The organism is Phaeobacter sp. NW0010-22, assembly GCF_040365955.1.
Lineage (GTDB): Bacteria > Pseudomonadota > Alphaproteobacteria > Rhodobacterales > Rhodobacteraceae > OMPR01.
In genome coordinates, this window is the sequence record NZ_BAABWT010000001.1 from 176,068 (window position 1) to 193,646 (window position 17,579).

Sequence of the window (17,579 nt, forward strand, 5' to 3'; positions counted from 1 at the left end):
CCTATACTTTGATGTTCGTGAGTGACCGCATGACGATCAGGTTTACTGTCAGCAAAATCCCTACGACGAAACAGGCCGGAATGAACCAAGGGTGATCCATCACGCCATCGTAGTATCCGGGGTCGTTGAACAAGATGACCATCAGAGCGATCAACGGAAAGGCGGATAGAAACTTGCCCGACCACTGTGCTTCGGCAGTGATGGCTTTGACGCGTCGGAACAGACGGAACCGCGCCCGAATAACCTTGGCCAAACCTGCGAGAACTTCGGCTAGGTTACCACCGGATTGCTGCTGGATCGTCACCGCCACAGAGAGGAAGCGCAAATCCTGCATCCCCATCCGTTCGGCCATTTCCTTGAGCGCTTCGGATACATCCCGCCCATAGGCGCTTTCGTCTGAGATAATCCCAAACTCGGTGGCGATGGGGTCTTCGGATTCTTTGGCGACGATCTGAATGGCGGAGACAAAGGGGTGCCCCACACGCAACGAACGTACCATAAGTTCAACAGCGTCGGGGAGCTGTTCCTCGAACAATGCCATTCGCTTTTTGGCCTTGCTGTTGACCCAGATGTAGACCGCGCTTACCCCGATGAGGACAGACGCTCCCACTCGAATTGGCAGCTCGGTTTGGGTTCCAACACTGAGCCCGACAAAGGCCACGCCTGACAATCCTACCATGATCATGATGAGTTGCCGGGGTGTAAATGCAATCGCGGCTTTCTGTGCTTTCTCAGCGAGCAGGGAATACAGCGGGATAGAGCGCGATTTCATGTGCTGCTGCATTTCCTTGCGCAGCTGCTCTAGAACCTGTTCGCGTCCAGTGCCCTTATCGAGCATTTCCAGACGTCGGTTAACCCGGCTGTTGAGGCTGATAGATTTGCCAAACGCAACCAGATACAGCCCTTCAACAAGGACCAAAACGCCTATGAAAATCAGCCCATAGATAATCGGCTCTGCACTCAGTTGCATATCGGTACCCCTTACATTGTCGTCGGTTCGTAGATCGAGGCGGGCAGATCATACCCCCACATCCGGAACCGTTCGGAATAATGGCTGCGCACACCGGTTGCGGTGAAATGGCCAATAATTTTGTTGTCAGGCGTCAGACCAACCCGCTGATACCGGAAGATTTCCTGCATCGAGATCACATCGCCTTCCATCCCGGTAATTTCGGTGATCGACGTCATCCGACGCGAGCCATCCTGGAGACGGCTGGCCTGAACAATAAGGTTCACAGCGGACGAAATTTGTGACCGAACGGCCTTGAGCGGCATTTCGATGCCGGCCATCGCAATCATGTTTTCCAAACGGCTGACACCATCGCGGGCGCTGTTGGCGTGGATCGTTGTCATCGATCCATCGTGACCGGTGTTCATGGCCTGAAGCATGTCGATGACTTCTTCGCCACGGGTTTCCCCAACGATAATGCGATCAGGGCGCATCCGGAGAGCGTTTTTCAAACAGTCCCGCGGACTGACTTCGCCTTTGCCTTCCACGTTGGGCGGGCGGGATTCCATACGACCCACGTGGGTCTGTTGCAGCTGAAGTTCTGCAGTGTCTTCGATGGTTAGGATGCGTTCGGCGTTGTCGATGAAAGATGACAAGGCGTTAAGCGTTGTGGTTTTACCCGAACCGGTACCGCCAGATACAATAACATTCAGCCGTGTGGCGACGGCAGCCTGAAGATAAGCGGCCATTTCTTCGGTAAACGCGCCGAAATCGACAAGATCATCGATCCCGAGTTTGTCTTTTTTGAATTTACGAATGGAAACGAGCGAACCGTCCACCGCCACGGGGGGCACCATCGCGTTGAAGCGGGACCCATCTGCGAGACGTGCATCAACATAAGGGTTGGATTCATCAACGCGGCGGCCTACGGCGGACACGATTTTGTCGATAATCCGCATCAGGTGCTTTTCGTCTTTGAACGTGACATTGCTCAGCTGCAATTTACCCGCCCGTTCGACAAAGATCTGATGGGGACCGTTAACAAGAATATCGTTAACGCTTTCGTCCTGTAGCAGTGTTTCCAACGGACCCAGGCCGGTGACCTCATCGTAGAGCTCTTTGTTGAGCGCGGTACGATCATCGCGGTTGAGCACGATCCCCTTACTTTCCAGAATTTCGCTGGTGATGGTGCTAATCTCGGTCCGCAGGTCCGCTTCGCTGGCATGTTCAAGCGCAGCCAAGTTTAGGTTTTCCAAAAGATCCCGGTGCAGTTGGATCTTGATCTCACTCATCCGCTCTTTGCGTTTGCGTTCCCGATCTTGGGGGACTGCTTCTGCAGACTTAGCGGGCATCGGGCGTCGCATGCTATTCGACTGCTTTGCGGAAATGCCTTCTGACCCCGCATCTTTAGGGCTTGGCTTTGCAGGAGTTACCGGCTCAGCTTTACCTTGCTTTTTATATCTTGAAAACACGTTACGCCCCTATTTCTGCCTTTCAGGCTGCTTTTGCATCACTGTTGCCCAAATCATGTAGAGATTGAGCCAGTTTCGCGATTTCCCGCCGCAACGGGTTCTTAGGGGCCGAAGCCGCCAGGGGCAGACCATGATCTGCTCCTTGTGTTACCGGCTTGCCGCCGTCAGGTAGTTGCAAATCTATGGATATGCCCAGTGATTCACCCATGCGTTTCACGCGGCTTTTGCCACTGAGATCCGTAAATTTGGGGGCCTTGTTCAAGGCAAAGCGCAACTTGTTGAATGGCAGATCCTCAGATTGCAGTGCCCGCTTCATGCGCAGGGCGTTCTGTGCCGAGCGCATATCCAGTTCAATCAAGGCGAAATAAACATGCGCGGCCTGAAGAATGGTTTCGGACCATTGCACCAATGTCTTAGGCATATCGACGACGACATAATCGAAGTGTGCCCGCGCCATTTCGATAACACGTTCAATGTCTTCAGGTGAAAGGATATCCAGTGGGACCATGTCAGCCGGGGCGGTGAGCACCTGCAGCTTGTCTTCAAAGTTCAACAATGCCTGACCAAATACATCTTGATCCATGCTTTCAGTTTCGGCCAGCATTTCGAAAACCGCCTCTCGGCGAGGAAGGTCGAGATAGGTCGAGACAGATCCATATTGAAGATCAAGGTCGAGCAAGCAGACGCTTGGGCCGTCGTCTTTTGAGACATTGGCCAGCTCCCAGGCAAGGTTGACAGCCATTGTTGTAGAACCGGTTCCGCCCGCCAACCCGTGCACGACTATAAGTGCACCTTCTTTGGCATCACCGGATTTCAATTGCGAAGTCTTGGGAGGTTGAGGTTGCTCTGGATCGGAGGCGGGTGCGCCTAGGCGATCAATTGCAAACTGTAACTCCTGTTCGGGCAACGGATAAGGAACAAATTCATCAGCCCCTTTCCGCAATAATTGATGCAGAGAAGCCGGGGTGACGTCCTCTGCGATCAGAATGACGCTAATTTCACGAGATTTGGCTTGAGTGATGATCTCGCCCATTAGGACAAGATTGTCTTCATCCTCTCCATCCATCGCCAAGGCGATGAATTCCAGTGATTCCGCTTCGGGTTGACCAAAGAAAGCTAGAGCCTCGGCAAATCCGAGATCTCCCCAGCTTTCTCCCATCGTGGCTTCCATGTCTTCAATCAGAAGGTCAAAATTCTGAACATCACGACTGACTGTGCAAGCCAGAATAGGGGTTGCGTCGGGTTGTGGCGTTTCGCTGCTCATTGCCTCGTTCCTCATCTCGAAGGTGAGCAGGCTGTGGCGGTGCGTTCACACTATTGCCAACCTACTTTTCTTACATGCGGCTCAAAATGGTCGCACGTCACCTATTGAAGGTACTGTCGCTTTGAAGTGGGGCAAGATTTGGGCTTAAAGACACCAATTGTAGGGAATTAGGCGACGATTGCCCTGTTTTCCCTACAATTGTTACTCGAGAGCGGTCGCTTTGCCGCCGCCGGTCAGTTTTGTCAGCGGAACTGCACTACCGATATATTCACGATAAACGATCCGAGCATATTTCCCATCAAGGGAATTCGCGTTGCGATCAACAAAGCCTGAGACTTGTGTTATCGTGCGTCGGTTGCGGCGATCTCGTTCGGCAGTCTGAATGATGGGTTGTGTTTCTCCATAAGAAACAAGTGCTTCTAAGCGAGAGCGTGAAATGCCCCGGCTTGCGAAAAAGGCAACAACTGCCTGCGCACGCCGTAGCCCGAGCTGTTTGTTGTAGGCAGATGATCCAACCGCATCCGTGTGTCCGTAGATCCTGAATTTAACTTCGGGGAACTGGGAAATCCAGTTTGCTTGTTGAATGAGAGCCTGTTGGGCAGTGTTGTCGAGCTGCGCGCTGTCGAACGCAAAGTTAATCTGAGACGGGACTTCCCGCGCAAAGCGTTCACCAAGCGCTTGCGCATAGTTTCGCTCGCCGTTCATCATCTGCGTATTGTTTAAGGTGGCGTTGCCAAAGGCGCCTGAATCAACAGCATAACCAGCTTCGCGGTCGCAAGCGGCCACTGCCAGCGTCAGGCCAAGAACCGGGATCCATTTCAACATTGGTCGCATCCTTAGGGTCATTCCATTACATAGCCATAAGAGCCGCTAAAGTCTTGCTTTGCCACTTCGGATGCAGGGCCACTTTGCGGGCGGTTGGTTCGTGCAACGCGCCCAAAGAGGAACAGATCACTCTCACTCGGTGGTTTTACACGATCAGTTGGCAAGGCGAGGGCTTCACCCCGAGTGGGGGAGACCAAGTGTGCAGTAATGATAATGACGAGTTCCGTTTGGCTGCGCTGATAGTTGGCGCTACGGAAAAGAGACCCTAGAACCGGGATGTCTCCGATCCAAGGAAGCTGCGCATTGTTGTCGAGGAAATTGTCTTGGATAAGTCCCGCGATTGCAAAACTTTCGCCATCGCGCATTTCGACGGTCGTTGTGGTTTCTCTGCGTGAGAACGCATTTACCTGCGCACCGTTCACTGTGACGGCGTTGGCCGGATCCAACGCGGAGACTGCCGCAAGAAGTTCAAGGTTGATCAAATCCTTGTCCACGACACGGGGCGTAAAGGCCATCTCGATGCCAAATGGTTTGTATTCGACCGTAAACACGCCATCTTCCTGAGCAACAGGAATCGGATACTCACCCCCAGCTAAAAACGTTGCTTCTTGGCCAGAAAGGGCGGAAAGATTCGGTTCTGCCAGGGTGCGCACAACCCCTTTTTGCTCCAATGCTTCGAGCAGCAGTCGAACCTGCATCGACCCCGCGCCAAACCCAAAAAGCAACGCGCCCGTGTTGTTGTTTCCCGCTGGAATGTTTCCGTTTAGAGCATTCGTAAGGGGACCTTGGCTGTTCAGAGTGTTAATACCGCCGTTTACGCCTACATCTGAACCGCCGCTTACGCCAAGCGAGGCGCTCAACGATTTAGAAACTGACCGCTGCATTTCTGCAAAGCGCACCTTCAGCATGACCTGTTGAACACCGCCGACACTCATCAGGTTCGAAACGCGTTCGGGCGCATAGCGCTCGGCCAAATCCAAAGCCCGCTGGAGGCGCAGGCTGCTTGAGACCGTTCCAGACAAGACAATGCCGTCATTTGCGGTTCGGACTTCAATTTTTTCGCCCGGAAGGATCTGACGCAGCCGCTCTTTGAATTCGGTTACATCTGCGGCCACACGCACATCAACGTTTGTGATCAAACGCCCAGTTGCATCCAAAAGCGTCAAGGTCGTGAGGCCGGGTGATTTACCAAGGACATAGATAGTTCTGTCTGACAAAGACGAAATGTCAGCTATCCCGGCATTGGCGATGCTGAGTTCCGCAAAAGGCCTGTCACTTTCGACCACGACAGCACGGTTCATGGGAACCTCAAGCGTGGATGAAGTGCCTTGTTGAACAACCCGCAAAGTCTCAGCACCAGCTGGGGAACCAACCGGGTTGCACGTCAATGCCAGCCCAAATAGGGCGGCTTTGATCCAAACGTCGAATTTCATGTGACCTGCCTCTCCGATCACGCCTCATTTTCGGGTCTTAGCGCCCGGAATTTTGTTCACCTTGCGCCAGTTCTATTTTTTTTGCAAGAATCAATGGTTTCCGCATCGTTTCTTATGTGGAGAACGCGCAACAACACGAAATGAGACCTCAGCGTGGGCTGAGATCTCATGATTGATAACTATATGAATTCGCTTAGTTTGTGCATGGGATCGGAATTTCCATCACTTCAGCCCCGCGGCGCTGGCGAATTGTGCAAACCTTTTTCTTGGCTTCCACAGGAGCGGCCTCAATTTCGCCGAGACCTAGAAGGGAGCGCTGGTCAACTTCGATGGCTGAAGCAATTGTATCATCTTCAGCTCCAACCAATGCAAGAGACAACCGTCCCGATGTTTGAGCCTGAGCAAGGGCGGCCACCTGTTCGGGCAGCGCCGACACAGTCACTGTTCTGGCGATTGTCGCACGTGTCAGATCGCCACCGGATATCTGGTCGACTGCAATGAGGTTGATGTTGGCCTGGATCAAGCGGGTTACATCACCACGTGCACCTTCGACTGCATCTCGGATGCTGCCGGTCCAATAGACATCAACTCGGTCTCCGGGGCGCAAAAAACCAGACACGCCTGATGCAACGTCCACGCGGATTGCAAATGCACGCATGCCGCGCTCCAACTGAGAGGTCAGCCCAGCATCTTCACCGGGTTTCGTGACTTTCTGCACAAGGATCGCTTCGTCTTTTTCTATCGCACGTAGAACGAAAGGATTGTCCAATGGATCGACCGGAAACAAAGCGTTTACTTCGCTAAAAGAACCCTCTGGGATAGCAGATTTTGGCCAATTGACGGCCCGGACACTGTCTTTGTCTAACCGCTGTCCATACCGAAGGGGTTTAGTCGCAACAAACACGACTTGGGTTGGAACTGCGGGAACTCGCGCCTGGCGTTCACGTGCTAGCTCATTTTGATAGGCGGAGATATAGTTGCGAGCCATCATGACAGCGCCACCTGCTAGGGCGATACCAAGAATCAAAACTAGTCCAAAAACTGAACGCATATCTGCACCTCGTCATATTACTATTGCCTGCGTCAGCGCAGGATACCGGGCAAGGGCCCTTCATGTAGTACTGAGTATCTGTTGATTGTGACCAAATCAGGGAAGATCAATGCCTATTGGGCGGCATGTCTCTACAATTTCTTAGACTTACCCTTCGGTCGAGACATCTGTGTTGACCATCTTGGTGGAAAACTCACCGGTCAGACTGTCGACGCTGTTTTCCATAGACAAGTAGGTGACAGTCCCCAGGCCGAGAGTGACTGCTGTTAGAACAACCCAGTCCACTGTGACGGCGCCATTCTGGTCTTCGACGATTTTTTTAATTGGTTTCCACACGTCGATACCCCAGCTGATGGTTGTAGAAAGTTTGGGCCGCATCGCTGCGCGATGCGGCCCAAGCGGTAATCTTACGACTATCAGGTCGTTCGGCTATTAGCTGCCGCTGGAGCTGGTACCACCGGTCAGAGCGCCTTCGCTACCCAGTGTAACTGTGGTGCCGGACATTGCAGTGTCTACGTTTGTGGCCAGGCCGGATGCACCATCCGAGATGCCTTGGTATGCAACGCCACCCAGAGCAACAACGGCTGCGGTCAGTACAACCCAATCAACAGTTACAGCGCCGTCTTCGTCATTGCGGAAGTTTTTGATAAAGTTCATCATGGTATGTCCCTCCAAAGGATCACTAGATTTTGTTTCGTTGTCTTAACCGCTTCGTCCGTGTGGCCCTGTCTCTCTCTCAGTAGGACCGTGTCCGTCGTGGTATGCATTACTTTTGCCTGTTCCCCGTGGCAGGAATTGGGCCAAAAATGGAATTAGATTGCCTAATTTTAACTTTTCCCAAAGAATTTTGCTAACACGTTGAAAAGTATGGGGATAAATTTGAATTTTTTTGTAGACACCTGCCATAAGCGATGCAAATCGGTGTCAATTGGGGCGAAACTGCCCTATTTGGCCGGGTTTTTCTGGTTTTGAGGGACAAAATTGGAGAAAAACACGTCAAAGCAGATAGAGAGGCGAGCAGATGGTCCTCCGGATATTGATAATAAGTGGTGGAATCGCGCTTTTGGCGTTGTCACAGCCGACTCGTGCAGAAGCGCAGTCAGCTTTTCCTGAAGTAAAATCGAAGCGGATCAAGGTGACGCGGTCAGGGTTACCCAAAGGGGGGCTTGTTCAGATCTCGCCTGAGGAGCACGCAGCTGCACCTTTTGCTGGGCGCAATTCGCCAGCTTTGGCTGATACTCCTAAACCAAGTGGCAAGTCGCCTGTAAAAGCTAAGCCGGCGCTTGGGCGGTTCTCATGGTTCTGGGAAAAGATTTCACCTGATATGACCAAGTCCCGGCCGGGACGCCTGCAAGATGCCATGCGCACGCTTACGGCGTCTGGTCAGGTGTCCGCGCCGCGGTTGCAAGCCTTGCAGGAGATTGCGCAGGCGCGTGGGGTTCCGATTCTGCGATCTACGATTGGCACTAATGTTTCGCCTGCTTTGGTGTTGGCTGTGATTGCCGTGGAGTCGGGTGGTCGTGCGGACGCGGTCAGTGGGGCAGGGGCACAGGGATTGATGCAACTGATGCCAGCAACGGCGTCCCGGTTCGGGGTCACCGACAGTTTGGTCGCTGAAGATAATATCGCAGGCGGGGTCAAATACCTCGATTGGTTGATGGGCGAATTCAAAAACGATCCGATATTGGCCTTAGCAGGATATAACGCCGGAGAGGGGTCTGTGCGCACTCATAAAGGTGTTCCCCCCTTCGCAGAGACCCGCGATTACGTGCCAAAAGTGCTGGCAGCGTTTCAGGTCGCGCGAGGGCTTTGCAAGACGCCACCTGAGCTGATCACAGATGGCTGTGTCTTCGCCACTATGAACTAAACAAAAAAGGCGCCCTAATCTAGGGCGCCTTTTCTTTGAGTGTGTGGGCAGAGTTAGACGAGAGTCGCCTGCGTTGCCGCGCGCAGTTCTTCTTCGGTCACGCCTTCAGCGCACTCAACGATCTTCAAGCCGCCCTCGACGACATCAAGCACGCCAAGGTTCGTGATGATGCGATCTACAACTGATTTCCCGGTCAGGGGGAGTGTGCATTCCTTGAGCACCTTGGAGTCGCCATGCTTGTTGGTGTGATCCATTACAACCACCACGCGACCAACACCTGCGACCAGATCCATCGCGCCGCCCATGCCTTTGACCAGTTTGCCCGGAATCATCCAGTTTGCCAGATCGCCGTTTTCAGCAACTTCCATTGCGCCCAGAATGGCCATGGCGATTTTACCGCCTCGGATCATTGCAAAAGACTGTGCACTGTCGAAATATGCAGTCTGAGGCAGCTCTGTGATGGTTTGTTTGCCTGCGTTGATCAGGTCTGCGTCTTCTTCACCCTCAACAGGGAAGGGGCCCATGCCCAGCATGCCGTTTTCGGACTGCAGGGTCACTTCGACTCCTTCAGGGATGTAGTTGGACACCAGCGTCGGAATACCGATGCCGAGGTTCACATACCAACCGTCTTGCAGTTCTTGCGCCGCACGTGCGGCCATTTGATTACGATCCCACATGTTCGCTCTCCTTATGCCGCTGGCCGAGTGGTGCGCTGTTCAATGCGCTTTTCGTGATCGCCCTGGATGATCCGGTGCACATAGATGCCCGGCAGGTGGATCGAATCCGGGTCCAAAGAGCCCGTTGGCACGATCTCTTCAACTTCGACGATGCACATCTTGCCACAGGTCGCAGCAGGGGCGTTGAAGTTGCGGGCGGTTTTGCGGAAAACAAGGTTGCCAGTTTCGTCGGCTTTCCATGCTTTCACGATGGCGAGGTCAGCAAAAATACCCTCTTCCATGATGTAGGTGTCACCATTGAAGTCTTTGTGCTCTTTGCCATCGGCAATCACTGTGCCCACACCGGTTTTGGTATAAAAACCTGGAATGCCTGCCCCACCAGCGCGCATACGCTCAGCCAGAGTACCCTGAGGGTTAAATTCCAACTCGAGCTCGCCGGACAGATACTGACGCATGAATTCTGCGTTTTCGCCGACATACGAGCTGATCATTTTCTTGACCTGTTTGGTCTGCAACAGGATGCCGATACCGAAATCGTCCACACCCGCGTTGTTTGAGGCAAAGGTCAGATCCTTAGTGCCTGCGTCTTTGATGGCGTCCAGCAGCAATTCGGGGATGCCGCATAGGCCAAAGCCACCCGCCGCGATAAACATGCCATCGTGCAGCAGTCCATCGAGCGCCTCAGCGGCGTTTGCATAGATTTTTTTCATGGAAAACTCTCCCAATACCTTGGTGATGGGGCGGTTGTGCCGCCGCGTCACAGCGAAGTCAACAATCGGAGAGGGGGGCGGGTATTTCTACCTAATGATCTGGCCCAGTGTTTCAAACACCGGGCCAGACGGCATTATTCGCTGTCAGCAGCCTTGGCCGCTGGTTTTTTTGCTGCCGGTTTTTTGGCCGTTGTTTTCTTTGCGGCTGGCTTCTTCGCCGGAGCTTTTTTCGTAGCGGGTTTCTTTTTGGGCGCGGCTTTTTTCTTTGCGGCGGGTTTTTTAGCGGCTTTCTCAGCAATCCAACCCACGGCCAGTTCCATGGTCACATCTGCGGGTTCGGTGCCCTTGGGAATAGTTGCGTTGACCTTTTCCCATTTCACATAGGGACCATACCGTCCTTCCATGACGTTGACCGGACCGCCGCTTTCAGGATGTTCGCCCAACTCTTTCAGAGGTTTGGCCGCGGTACCACCCCGTCCACGCGGGTTGGCGCGTTTTTCGGCCAACAGTTCGACTGCGCGGTTCATACCAATTTCAAAGACGTCATTGGGGTCTTTGAGGTTGGCATAAACCGGTTTCGCCTCTTCAGGAGCCTGATGCATGATGTAGGGGCCAAAACGACCGAAGTTGGATTTGATCTCGCCGCCTTCGGGGTGCAAGCCAATTTCACGGGGCAGGCTGAGCAGCGTCAGGGCCTTGGTCAGGTCCATATCTTCGGCTGACCATCCGCGCGGTAGACTGGCGCGTGGGGGTTTCTTGTTCTCTTCGGTGACCTCCCCACGCTGAACATAGGGGCCAAAGCGACCCTTTTTCAGGCTGATCTCGTCGCCGTTGTCTTCGCCGAGAACCTGATCGCCGCTGTCGTCCGCATCACCGTTAAGCGGTCGGGTATAACGACACTCGGGATAGTTCCCGCACCCAACGAAGCCGCCGGTCCGCGAGGTTTTCAAGTGCAACTGGCCGCTGCCGCATTTCGGGCAGATGCGTGGATCGCTGCCGTCTTCGCGCGGCGGATAGAGCTGTGGTGCGAGCGCTTCGTCAAGTTTGTCCAGCACTTCGGAGATCCGAAGCTCGGATGTTTCGGCGATGGCGGCAGAAAAATCGCGCCAGAACTTGTTTAACAGCTCTTTGTAATCCCCTTCGCCTGCGCTTACATGGTCAAGCTGACTTTCGAGGTCGGCCGTGAAATCATAACCCACATACTGACGGAAGAAGTTCAGCAGGAAAATCGTAACGATCCGACCTTTTTCCTCGGGGATCAGGCGGTTCTTGTCTTTGCGGACGTATTCACGATCCTGAATCGTGGTGACGATACTGGCATAGGTCGACGGACGCCCAATACCCAACTCTTCCATTCGCTTGACCAGAGTCGCCTCTGTATACCGCGGTGGGGGCTGGGTGTGATGCTGCAAGGCGAGAACGGATTCGTTATCGGACAGAACCGCCTCTTTGGCGACCTTCGCGCCCTCAGTGACCTGTGCTTCGCCCGTCGCCTTGGTAAATTGGTCGGACAGAGAGGTCTTGGCGAATTTGGCGGGTTCGCCCTGCATGATTTGGGGCAGACGCTTGTCATCTTCGTCAGCAACATCGTCACGGCCTTCTTCGTAGACGCGCATGAAACCGTCAAAGAGAACAACCTGACCTGTGGCGCGCAAGGCAACCTGACGGTCTTCGCTGCCGATATCAACTGTGGTGCGTTCCAGACGTGCGGCGGCCATCTGGCACGCAAGCGTCCGTTTCCAGATCAGGTCATACAGCTTGCGTTGGTCGGCTTCGGTGACCTTTAGCTGTGAAGCGTCCAACGTCATATCCGTTGGACGGATACATTCGTGCGCTTCCTGCGCGTTCTTCGCTTTGTTTTTATAAACGCGTGGGCTGTCTGGCACGTAATCGGCACCATAGCGGTCTTTGATCGCCTCACGGGCGGCAGTCACGGCTTCGGGGGCCATGTCGATGCCATCGGTCCGCATATAGGTGATGTAACCTGCCTCATACAGTCGCTGTGCTGCGCTCATGGTTTGGCGTGCACCCATGCCGAACTTGCGGCTGGCCTCTTGCTGCAGGGTCGAGGTCATGAAGGGGGCCGATGGGTTTCGGTTGGCCGGTTTGGCTTCGACAGACTGAACGGACAGAGCACGGCTGGTGATGGCTTGAACGGCCAATTCTGCCTGCGTCACGTTAGACAGGTCGTGTTTGTCCAGTTTGTTGCCTGCCAGAACCGTCAGGCGGGCTTCGAATTCTTGACCGCGAGGCGTTTCAAACAGGGCTTTGACAGACCAGTATTCGCGCGGATTGAAAGCTTCGATGTCCATTTCGCGTTCAACGATCAAACGCAGGCACACCGATTGCACCCGGCCAGCGGATTTCGCACCGGGAAGTTTGCGCCACAAAACAGGCGACAGGTTGAAGCCCACAAGATAGTCCAGTGCCCGGCGGGCCAGATAGGCCTCGACCAGCGGCATGTCGACTTGGCGCGGATTTTGCATGGCTTCGGTGACGGCGGCCTTAGTGATCGCATTGAACACCACTCGGCTGACCGGTGTGTCCTTTTTGATCGAGCGGCGTTTGGTGAGCGCCTCTTGCAGATGCCAACTGATAGCTTCGCCTTCGCGATCGGGGTCAGTCGCGAGGATCAGTTCGTTGTCGTCTTTCAACGCGTCTGCGATGGCTTTGACATGTTTGCGGCTGTCGGTCCCGACCTCCCATTTCATGTCAAAATCATGCTCGGTATCGACGGATCCATCCTTGGGTGGCAGGTCACGAACATGACCATACGATGCCAATACCGTGTAATTGGAACCGAGATACTTATTGATCGTCTTGGCCTTGGCAGGGGATTCTACAACAACTACGGGCATTTAAGGGAAAACCTCATTCAACAGACACGGCGCGTTCTATGGCCGGGCAAGATGTGGGGTGCAAGACCTGATTGTCAATCCGTGTGATTTGGGCGCAGTTTGAGGGTGGTATTGTTGCACTTAAACGAGGGATGGCATGCGAAATGTGATGTTGGCGATAGCGGTGTGTTTGGTTGGGCAAGGGGCCTTGGCATGGGAAGAGCCCGCGCGAGGCACGGCAACACGTGCCGCGTTGATGGATGCCATTCGACCGCATTTGGAATGGACCCTCGGGGCGCCGATTGAATTTGTGGTGCATGATTTGCGGGTTCAGGGACCGGTGGCTTTTGCTGCCGTGACCCCGCAACGACCGGGAGGGGGGCAAATCGATTTGCGTCAAACGCCAAGTGTCCGGCGCGGGGATGTTGATCTGGAGTATATCGATAACCTTGGGGTGCAGGCCCTGTATCGGAAATCTGGCAATACTTGGGTTGCAGTGCATTGGGGGATTGGGGCAACGGATGTCTGGTATTCTGATCCGAACCTGTGTGCCAGCTGGCGATCGGTTATCCCGGATGTTTGCCAAGGTTTGTAACCGGCTCAATCCGATCGGGAGAGCAATCCGCCTGATTGGCGGTTGATCTTGCCATCAAGTTCCAGATCCATCAGCGCCGATCCGACCTCACCCGCTGAAGACGATAGATCGCGGATCAGTTGATCTTCGGCGACGGGTGAGGGTCCCAACCGGTTCAGGATCTGGAGGTGCAGCTTGGCGGTTTCCTTGAGGGTGCGTTTGGGGGGCGGTGCTGGGGCCGTTTCCATGAGATCGTGCAGCGTTTGCTCGGGCTGCTCTTGTTCCTGTGGAGGCAGCGCTGCAATGACATCTTCGGCGTTGCGCACCAATGTGGCCCCGTCGTGGATCAGCATATTGCAGCCGGACGCGCGGGCATCAAAGGGGTGGCCGGGCACCGCTAGAACCTCGCGACCCTGATCAAGGGCATCGCAGGCGGTGATCAGGCTGCCGGACTTGGCTGCGGCTTCGACAACGACCACACCAAGGGCGAGACCTGAGATAATGCGATTGCGGCGGGGAAAGTGGCGCGCCTGCGGAGGTAAGCCCATGGGTTGTTCCGAGATCCGCACGCCTTGGCGTGCGATGTCCTGAGCAAGGCCTGTGTTTTCAGTGGGATAGATGACGTCAACGCCACCGGCCATCACTGCGATTGTCCCGGTGGGAAGGGCGGCGATATGGGCTGCGGTGTCAATTCCGCGCGCCAAGCCTGAAGCCACGACATAGCCTTGTGCGCCTAAATCATGGGCCAAAGCCCGCGCCATGCGGGTTCCGAGCGAGGAACAGTTGCGCGCGCCGACCATGGCAATCGAGGGGCGATTAAGGATAGAAATATCCCCGATGGCCCAGAGCACGGGTGGCGCGTCAGCCAGGGTAGCGAGTTGTTTGGGATAGCGTGCATCCCCCAGGCACAAAAGCTGCGCTTTGGCAGCTTTTGCGGCCTTGAGTTCTGCGTCAACGACACCGATAGGGCATATTTCATACCCTTTTACACCGGCGTCACGTGCCACTTTGGGCAACGCGGCAAGCGCGTTCTGCGCTGTACCATGCTCTGCCAGGAGACGCCGGAAGGTTGCCGGTCCGACCCTGCGAGAGCGCAACAGACGAAGCCACGAAAACCGATCATCTTCCGTGGTGGGTGGGAGTGGGGGGTGATTGGAAGAAAGTTTATCCTCGGTCATCCGTTGCTCCGCCTGCTTGCAAGTTAGGTTTAGCGGTACGGAGGTTAACACAGCGTGAATCGCTACAAATTAGATGCAGATTTTTTCAAAATGGTTTGGGTCAGGGTTAAGACACAACAAAACAAGGGATTTGAGGGGGGGGTGCCATCTGTACACCCGCCGTGCACCGGGCGTGCACCCCCATGCACCGGGGGGAATCACCGGCCGACCTCATTAAGAGGTCGCCCGGTGTAGAGACGAAATATTAAGCCTGAAATTTAGGCGGCTGAGCCGCCGACTGTCAGCCCATCCATCAGAACAGTTGGTTGGCCGACGCCTACGGGCACGGATTGCCCTTCTTTGCCGCAAGTGCCCATTCCGGGATCCAAGGCCATGTCATTGCCCAGGCCGCGGACGCGTTTGAGGGCCGAGGCCCCGTCGCCGATTAGGGTGGCGCCTTTGACCGGCGCACCGATCTTGCCGTTTTCGACGCGGTAAGCTTCGGTACAAGAGAACACGAACTTACCATTGGTGATGTCGACCTGACCGCCACCGAAGCCAACCGCCCAGATACCGTCTTTGATTTCCGCCACCAGATCCGCAGGGTTGGCATCGCCCCCCAACATATAGGTGTTGGTCATGCGCGGCATCGGTTTGTAGGCATAGCTTTGACGCCGCCCATTGCCGGTGGGTTCAACGCCCATTAGGCGCGCGTTTTGACGATCTTGCATAAAGCCGACCAGAATGCCGTCTTCGATCAGGGTGGTTTTGTTCGAGGGAGTGCCTTCGTCATCGACACTGATCGAGCCGCGCCGGTCGGGCAGGGTGCCATCATCGAGAACGGTAACGCCCTTGGCAGCCACGCGCTGTCCCATCAGACCGGCAAAGGCCGAGGTGCCCTTGCGATTAAAATCGCCCTCTAACCCGTGGCCGATGGCCTCGTGTAACAGAATGCCCGGCCAGCCGGGGCCAAGCGCGACCTCCATCACCCCTGCCGGAGCCGGGACGGCTTCGAGGTTCACCAAGGCGATGCGCAGCGCTTCGCGTGCTTTGCCTTGCCAATCCTCGGGAGCGATCAACCCGTCAAGGCCAACGCGGCCGCCACCGCCAGCCGAGCCGCTTTCGCGTCGCCCGTTCTGTTCAACGATGACCGAGATATTGACGCGGGTCATTGGGCGGACATCGCGCACGTGCATCCCGTCGGGGCGCAGGATCTCGACCTCTTGCACCGATGCGGCAATCGTGGCCGAGACCTGAACCACGCGTGGATCCATGTCGCGGGCAAAGGCGTCCATTTCGCGCAGGGTTTCGATTTTGACTGGAAAGGACGCGGATTCGATCGGGTCATCATCCGTATAGAGACGGACATTGGTGGGGCGGGGGGCAACCGCGAGTGTGCCGCCACCATCACCAACCGCAAGGCGCGCGGTTTCGGCTGCGCGCTTCATCGCGGGAATCGAAAGTTCGGTTGAATGGGCATATCCGGCCACATCGCCCTGCACCGCGCGCAGGCCGAACCCTTCGGAGGCGTCATAGGACGCCGAGCGCAATCGCCCGTCATCAAACATCAGTGCTTCGGATTTTCGACGCTCGACAAACAGGTCGCCGTCTTCGGCTCCGGCGGTCGCCTCTTGCAGGACTCGGAGTGCTTCGTCATGCGGAAGGGTGGTTTCGAAGGGACGAAATGGGTCTTTGGGCATGTGCCGGGGCCTCGCGGTTTGATCTGGATCAAAAATAGCGTCCGTTTGACGCAAGCATTTTGCTTTATCTGCTACCCGGAATATGATTTCTAGCGACGTTAAAGACAACGGGGCGAGAATTTTTGATTCACCGACCCTGTCAGGGACATAAAGATCAACCGATCAGGACACGACATGAAGAACGTTTTGACGCTTTCAGGGCTTTTCGCTGCCCTTTCTAGCCTGCCGGCCGCCGCGCAGGATCTGGAGATTATCGGAAAACCTGTTGATGGCGCTTGGGGCTTTCAGCCTGCCGCAACTGAATTGGCACGTGACTTGCAGTCGCTGGACTGGATGATTCTGGTGATCATCACTGTGGTCTGTGTTTTTGTTGCTGCGTTGATGCTGTATTGCATCGTGCGCTTTAACCGCCGCGCGAACCCGACCCCTTCTAGCTTTACCCACAACACTCCGATCGAGATCCTGTGGACCATTGGCCCCATCTTGATCCTGGTTTTTATTGGTGCGTTCAGCTTGCCGGTTCTGTTTAAGCAGCAGGAAATCCCAGAAGGCGACATCACCATCAAAGTAACCGGTTACCAGTGGTACTGGGGTTACGAGTATGTCGACCACGAGTTCGGTTTTGAAAGCTTTATGCTGGGTCGTGAAGGTCTGGAAGCCGCAGGGTACAGCCAGGATGAGTATCTGCTGGCCACCGACACTGCCGTTGTCGTGCCAGTAAATAAAACTATCGTCATGCAGGTCACCGGCGCGGACGTGATCCATTCTTGGACCATTCCAGCCTTTGGCGTAAAGCAGGACGCGGTTCCCGGTCGTTTGGCTGAGCTGTGGTTCAAAGCCGAGAAAGAGGGCATCTATTTTGGTCAGTGTTCGGAGCTGTGCGGTAAAGACCACGCATATATGCCGATCACCGTCAAAGTGGTGAGCCAGGAAGCCTATGACGCATGGCTGACAGGCGCGATCGAAGAGTTTGCGGGTCTGCCGCAGAGCTTTCAGGTTGCTTCTAAGTAAAATGCCGCGATTGGATGGGGGTGACCCCATCTATGGCCACAAGACGTTGGGT

16 protein-coding genes are annotated in these 17,579 nt (G+C 55.0%); 3 read left to right on the forward strand and 13 right to left on the reverse strand.

The genetic code is table 11. The features are described 5' to 3' along the window. Position 1: 1 nt before the first annotated feature. The 8 genes from ABWV33_RS00730 to ABWV33_RS00765 form a co-directional block, all read right to left on the reverse strand. Complete coding sequence (locus ABWV33_RS00730) at positions 2-970, reverse strand: type II secretion system F family protein (protein WP_113821806.1); 969 nt, start codon at positions 968-970, stop codon at positions 2-4. Positions 971-981: 11 nt separating this feature from the next. Beyond that, the gene (locus tag ABWV33_RS00735) at positions 982-2,421 is read right to left on the reverse strand and encodes a TadA family conjugal transfer-associated ATPase (protein ID WP_353328611.1); all 1,440 of its coding nucleotides are present in this window, start codon (positions 2,419-2,421) and stop codon (positions 982-984) included. A 22-nt stretch (positions 2,422-2,443) separates the two neighbouring features. Beyond that, a complete protein-coding gene (locus ABWV33_RS00740; protein WP_113821804.1) occupies positions 2,444-3,685 on the reverse strand; it encodes a CpaE/TadZ family protein in 1,242 nt (413 codons plus the stop codon). A 201-nt stretch (positions 3,686-3,886) separates the two neighbouring features. Next, positions 3,887-4,510 carry an OmpA family protein gene (locus ABWV33_RS00745; protein ID WP_353328613.1) on the reverse strand — a complete coding sequence of 208 codons (624 nt, stop codon included), beginning with the start codon at positions 4,508-4,510 and terminating at the stop codon, positions 3,887-3,889. 17 nt (positions 4,511-4,527) lie between these two features. Then, complete coding sequence (locus ABWV33_RS00750) at positions 4,528-5,943, reverse strand: type II and III secretion system protein family protein (protein WP_113821802.1); 1,416 nt, start codon at positions 5,941-5,943, stop codon at positions 4,528-4,530. Between the two features lie 193 nt (positions 5,944-6,136). After that, positions 6,137-6,994, reverse strand: a complete 858-nt coding sequence (gene cpaB / locus ABWV33_RS00755; protein WP_121999484.1) for a Flp pilus assembly protein CpaB — start codon at positions 6,992-6,994, stop codon at positions 6,137-6,139. Positions 6,995-7,141: 147 nt separating this feature from the next. Then, positions 7,142-7,330, reverse strand: coding sequence for a hypothetical protein (locus tag ABWV33_RS00760; protein WP_113821890.1), 189 nt, complete (start codon positions 7,328-7,330; stop codon positions 7,142-7,144). A gap of 96 nt (positions 7,331-7,426) precedes the next feature. Beyond that, the gene (locus tag ABWV33_RS00765; RefSeq protein ID WP_251134524.1) at positions 7,427-7,654 is read right to left on the reverse strand and encodes a Flp family type IVb pilin; all 228 of its coding nucleotides are present in this window, start codon (positions 7,652-7,654) and stop codon (positions 7,427-7,429) included. A 361-nt stretch (positions 7,655-8,015) separates the two neighbouring features. Here ABWV33_RS00765 and ABWV33_RS00770 point away from each other — a divergent pair, with 361 nt between their 5' ends. Then, positions 8,016-8,861: a lytic transglycosylase domain-containing protein gene (locus tag ABWV33_RS00770; protein WP_121999486.1), complete on the forward strand. Its 846-nt coding sequence runs from the start codon at positions 8,016-8,018 to the stop codon at positions 8,859-8,861. Between the two features lie 53 nt (positions 8,862-8,914). Here ABWV33_RS00770 and ABWV33_RS00775 read toward each other — a convergent pair whose 3' ends face one another. The 3 genes from ABWV33_RS00775 to topA form a co-directional block, all read right to left on the reverse strand. Next, positions 8,915-9,538: a 3-oxoacid CoA-transferase subunit B gene (locus ABWV33_RS00775; RefSeq protein ID WP_113821798.1), complete on the reverse strand. Its 624-nt coding sequence runs from the start codon at positions 9,536-9,538 to the stop codon at positions 8,915-8,917. Between the two features lie 11 nt (positions 9,539-9,549). Beyond that, complete coding sequence (locus tag ABWV33_RS00780; RefSeq protein WP_121999487.1) at positions 9,550-10,248, reverse strand: CoA transferase subunit A; 699 nt, start codon at positions 10,246-10,248, stop codon at positions 9,550-9,552. 134 nt (positions 10,249-10,382) lie between these two features. Beyond that, the gene (gene topA, locus ABWV33_RS00785) at positions 10,383-13,106 is read right to left on the reverse strand and encodes a type I DNA topoisomerase (protein ID WP_353328617.1); all 2,724 of its coding nucleotides are present in this window, start codon (positions 13,104-13,106) and stop codon (positions 10,383-10,385) included. Positions 13,107-13,242: 136 nt separating this feature from the next. On the opposite strand from topA, the gene ABWV33_RS00790 reads away from it, so the two are divergent. Continuing rightward, entirely contained in the window at positions 13,243-13,680 is a 438-nt protein-coding gene (locus ABWV33_RS00790; protein ID WP_164620134.1) for a hypothetical protein, read from the forward strand. A gap of 5 nt (positions 13,681-13,685) precedes the next feature. On the opposite strand, the gene dprA is transcribed toward ABWV33_RS00790, so the two are convergent. Continuing rightward, the gene (gene dprA, locus ABWV33_RS00795; protein ID WP_353328619.1) at positions 13,686-14,837 is read right to left on the reverse strand and encodes a DNA-processing protein DprA; all 1,152 of its coding nucleotides are present in this window, start codon (positions 14,835-14,837) and stop codon (positions 13,686-13,688) included. 257 nt (positions 14,838-15,094) lie between these two features. After that, positions 15,095-16,516: a metalloprotease TldD gene (gene tldD, locus ABWV33_RS00800; protein ID WP_353328621.1), complete on the reverse strand. Its 1,422-nt coding sequence runs from the start codon at positions 16,514-16,516 to the stop codon at positions 15,095-15,097. Between the two features lie 174 nt (positions 16,517-16,690). Between tldD and coxB the strand changes: the two genes are divergently transcribed. Then, positions 16,691-17,527, forward strand: a complete 837-nt coding sequence (gene coxB / locus ABWV33_RS00805; protein WP_164620130.1) for a cytochrome c oxidase subunit II — start codon at positions 16,691-16,693, stop codon at positions 17,525-17,527. Positions 17,528-17,579: the final 52 nt, after the last annotated feature.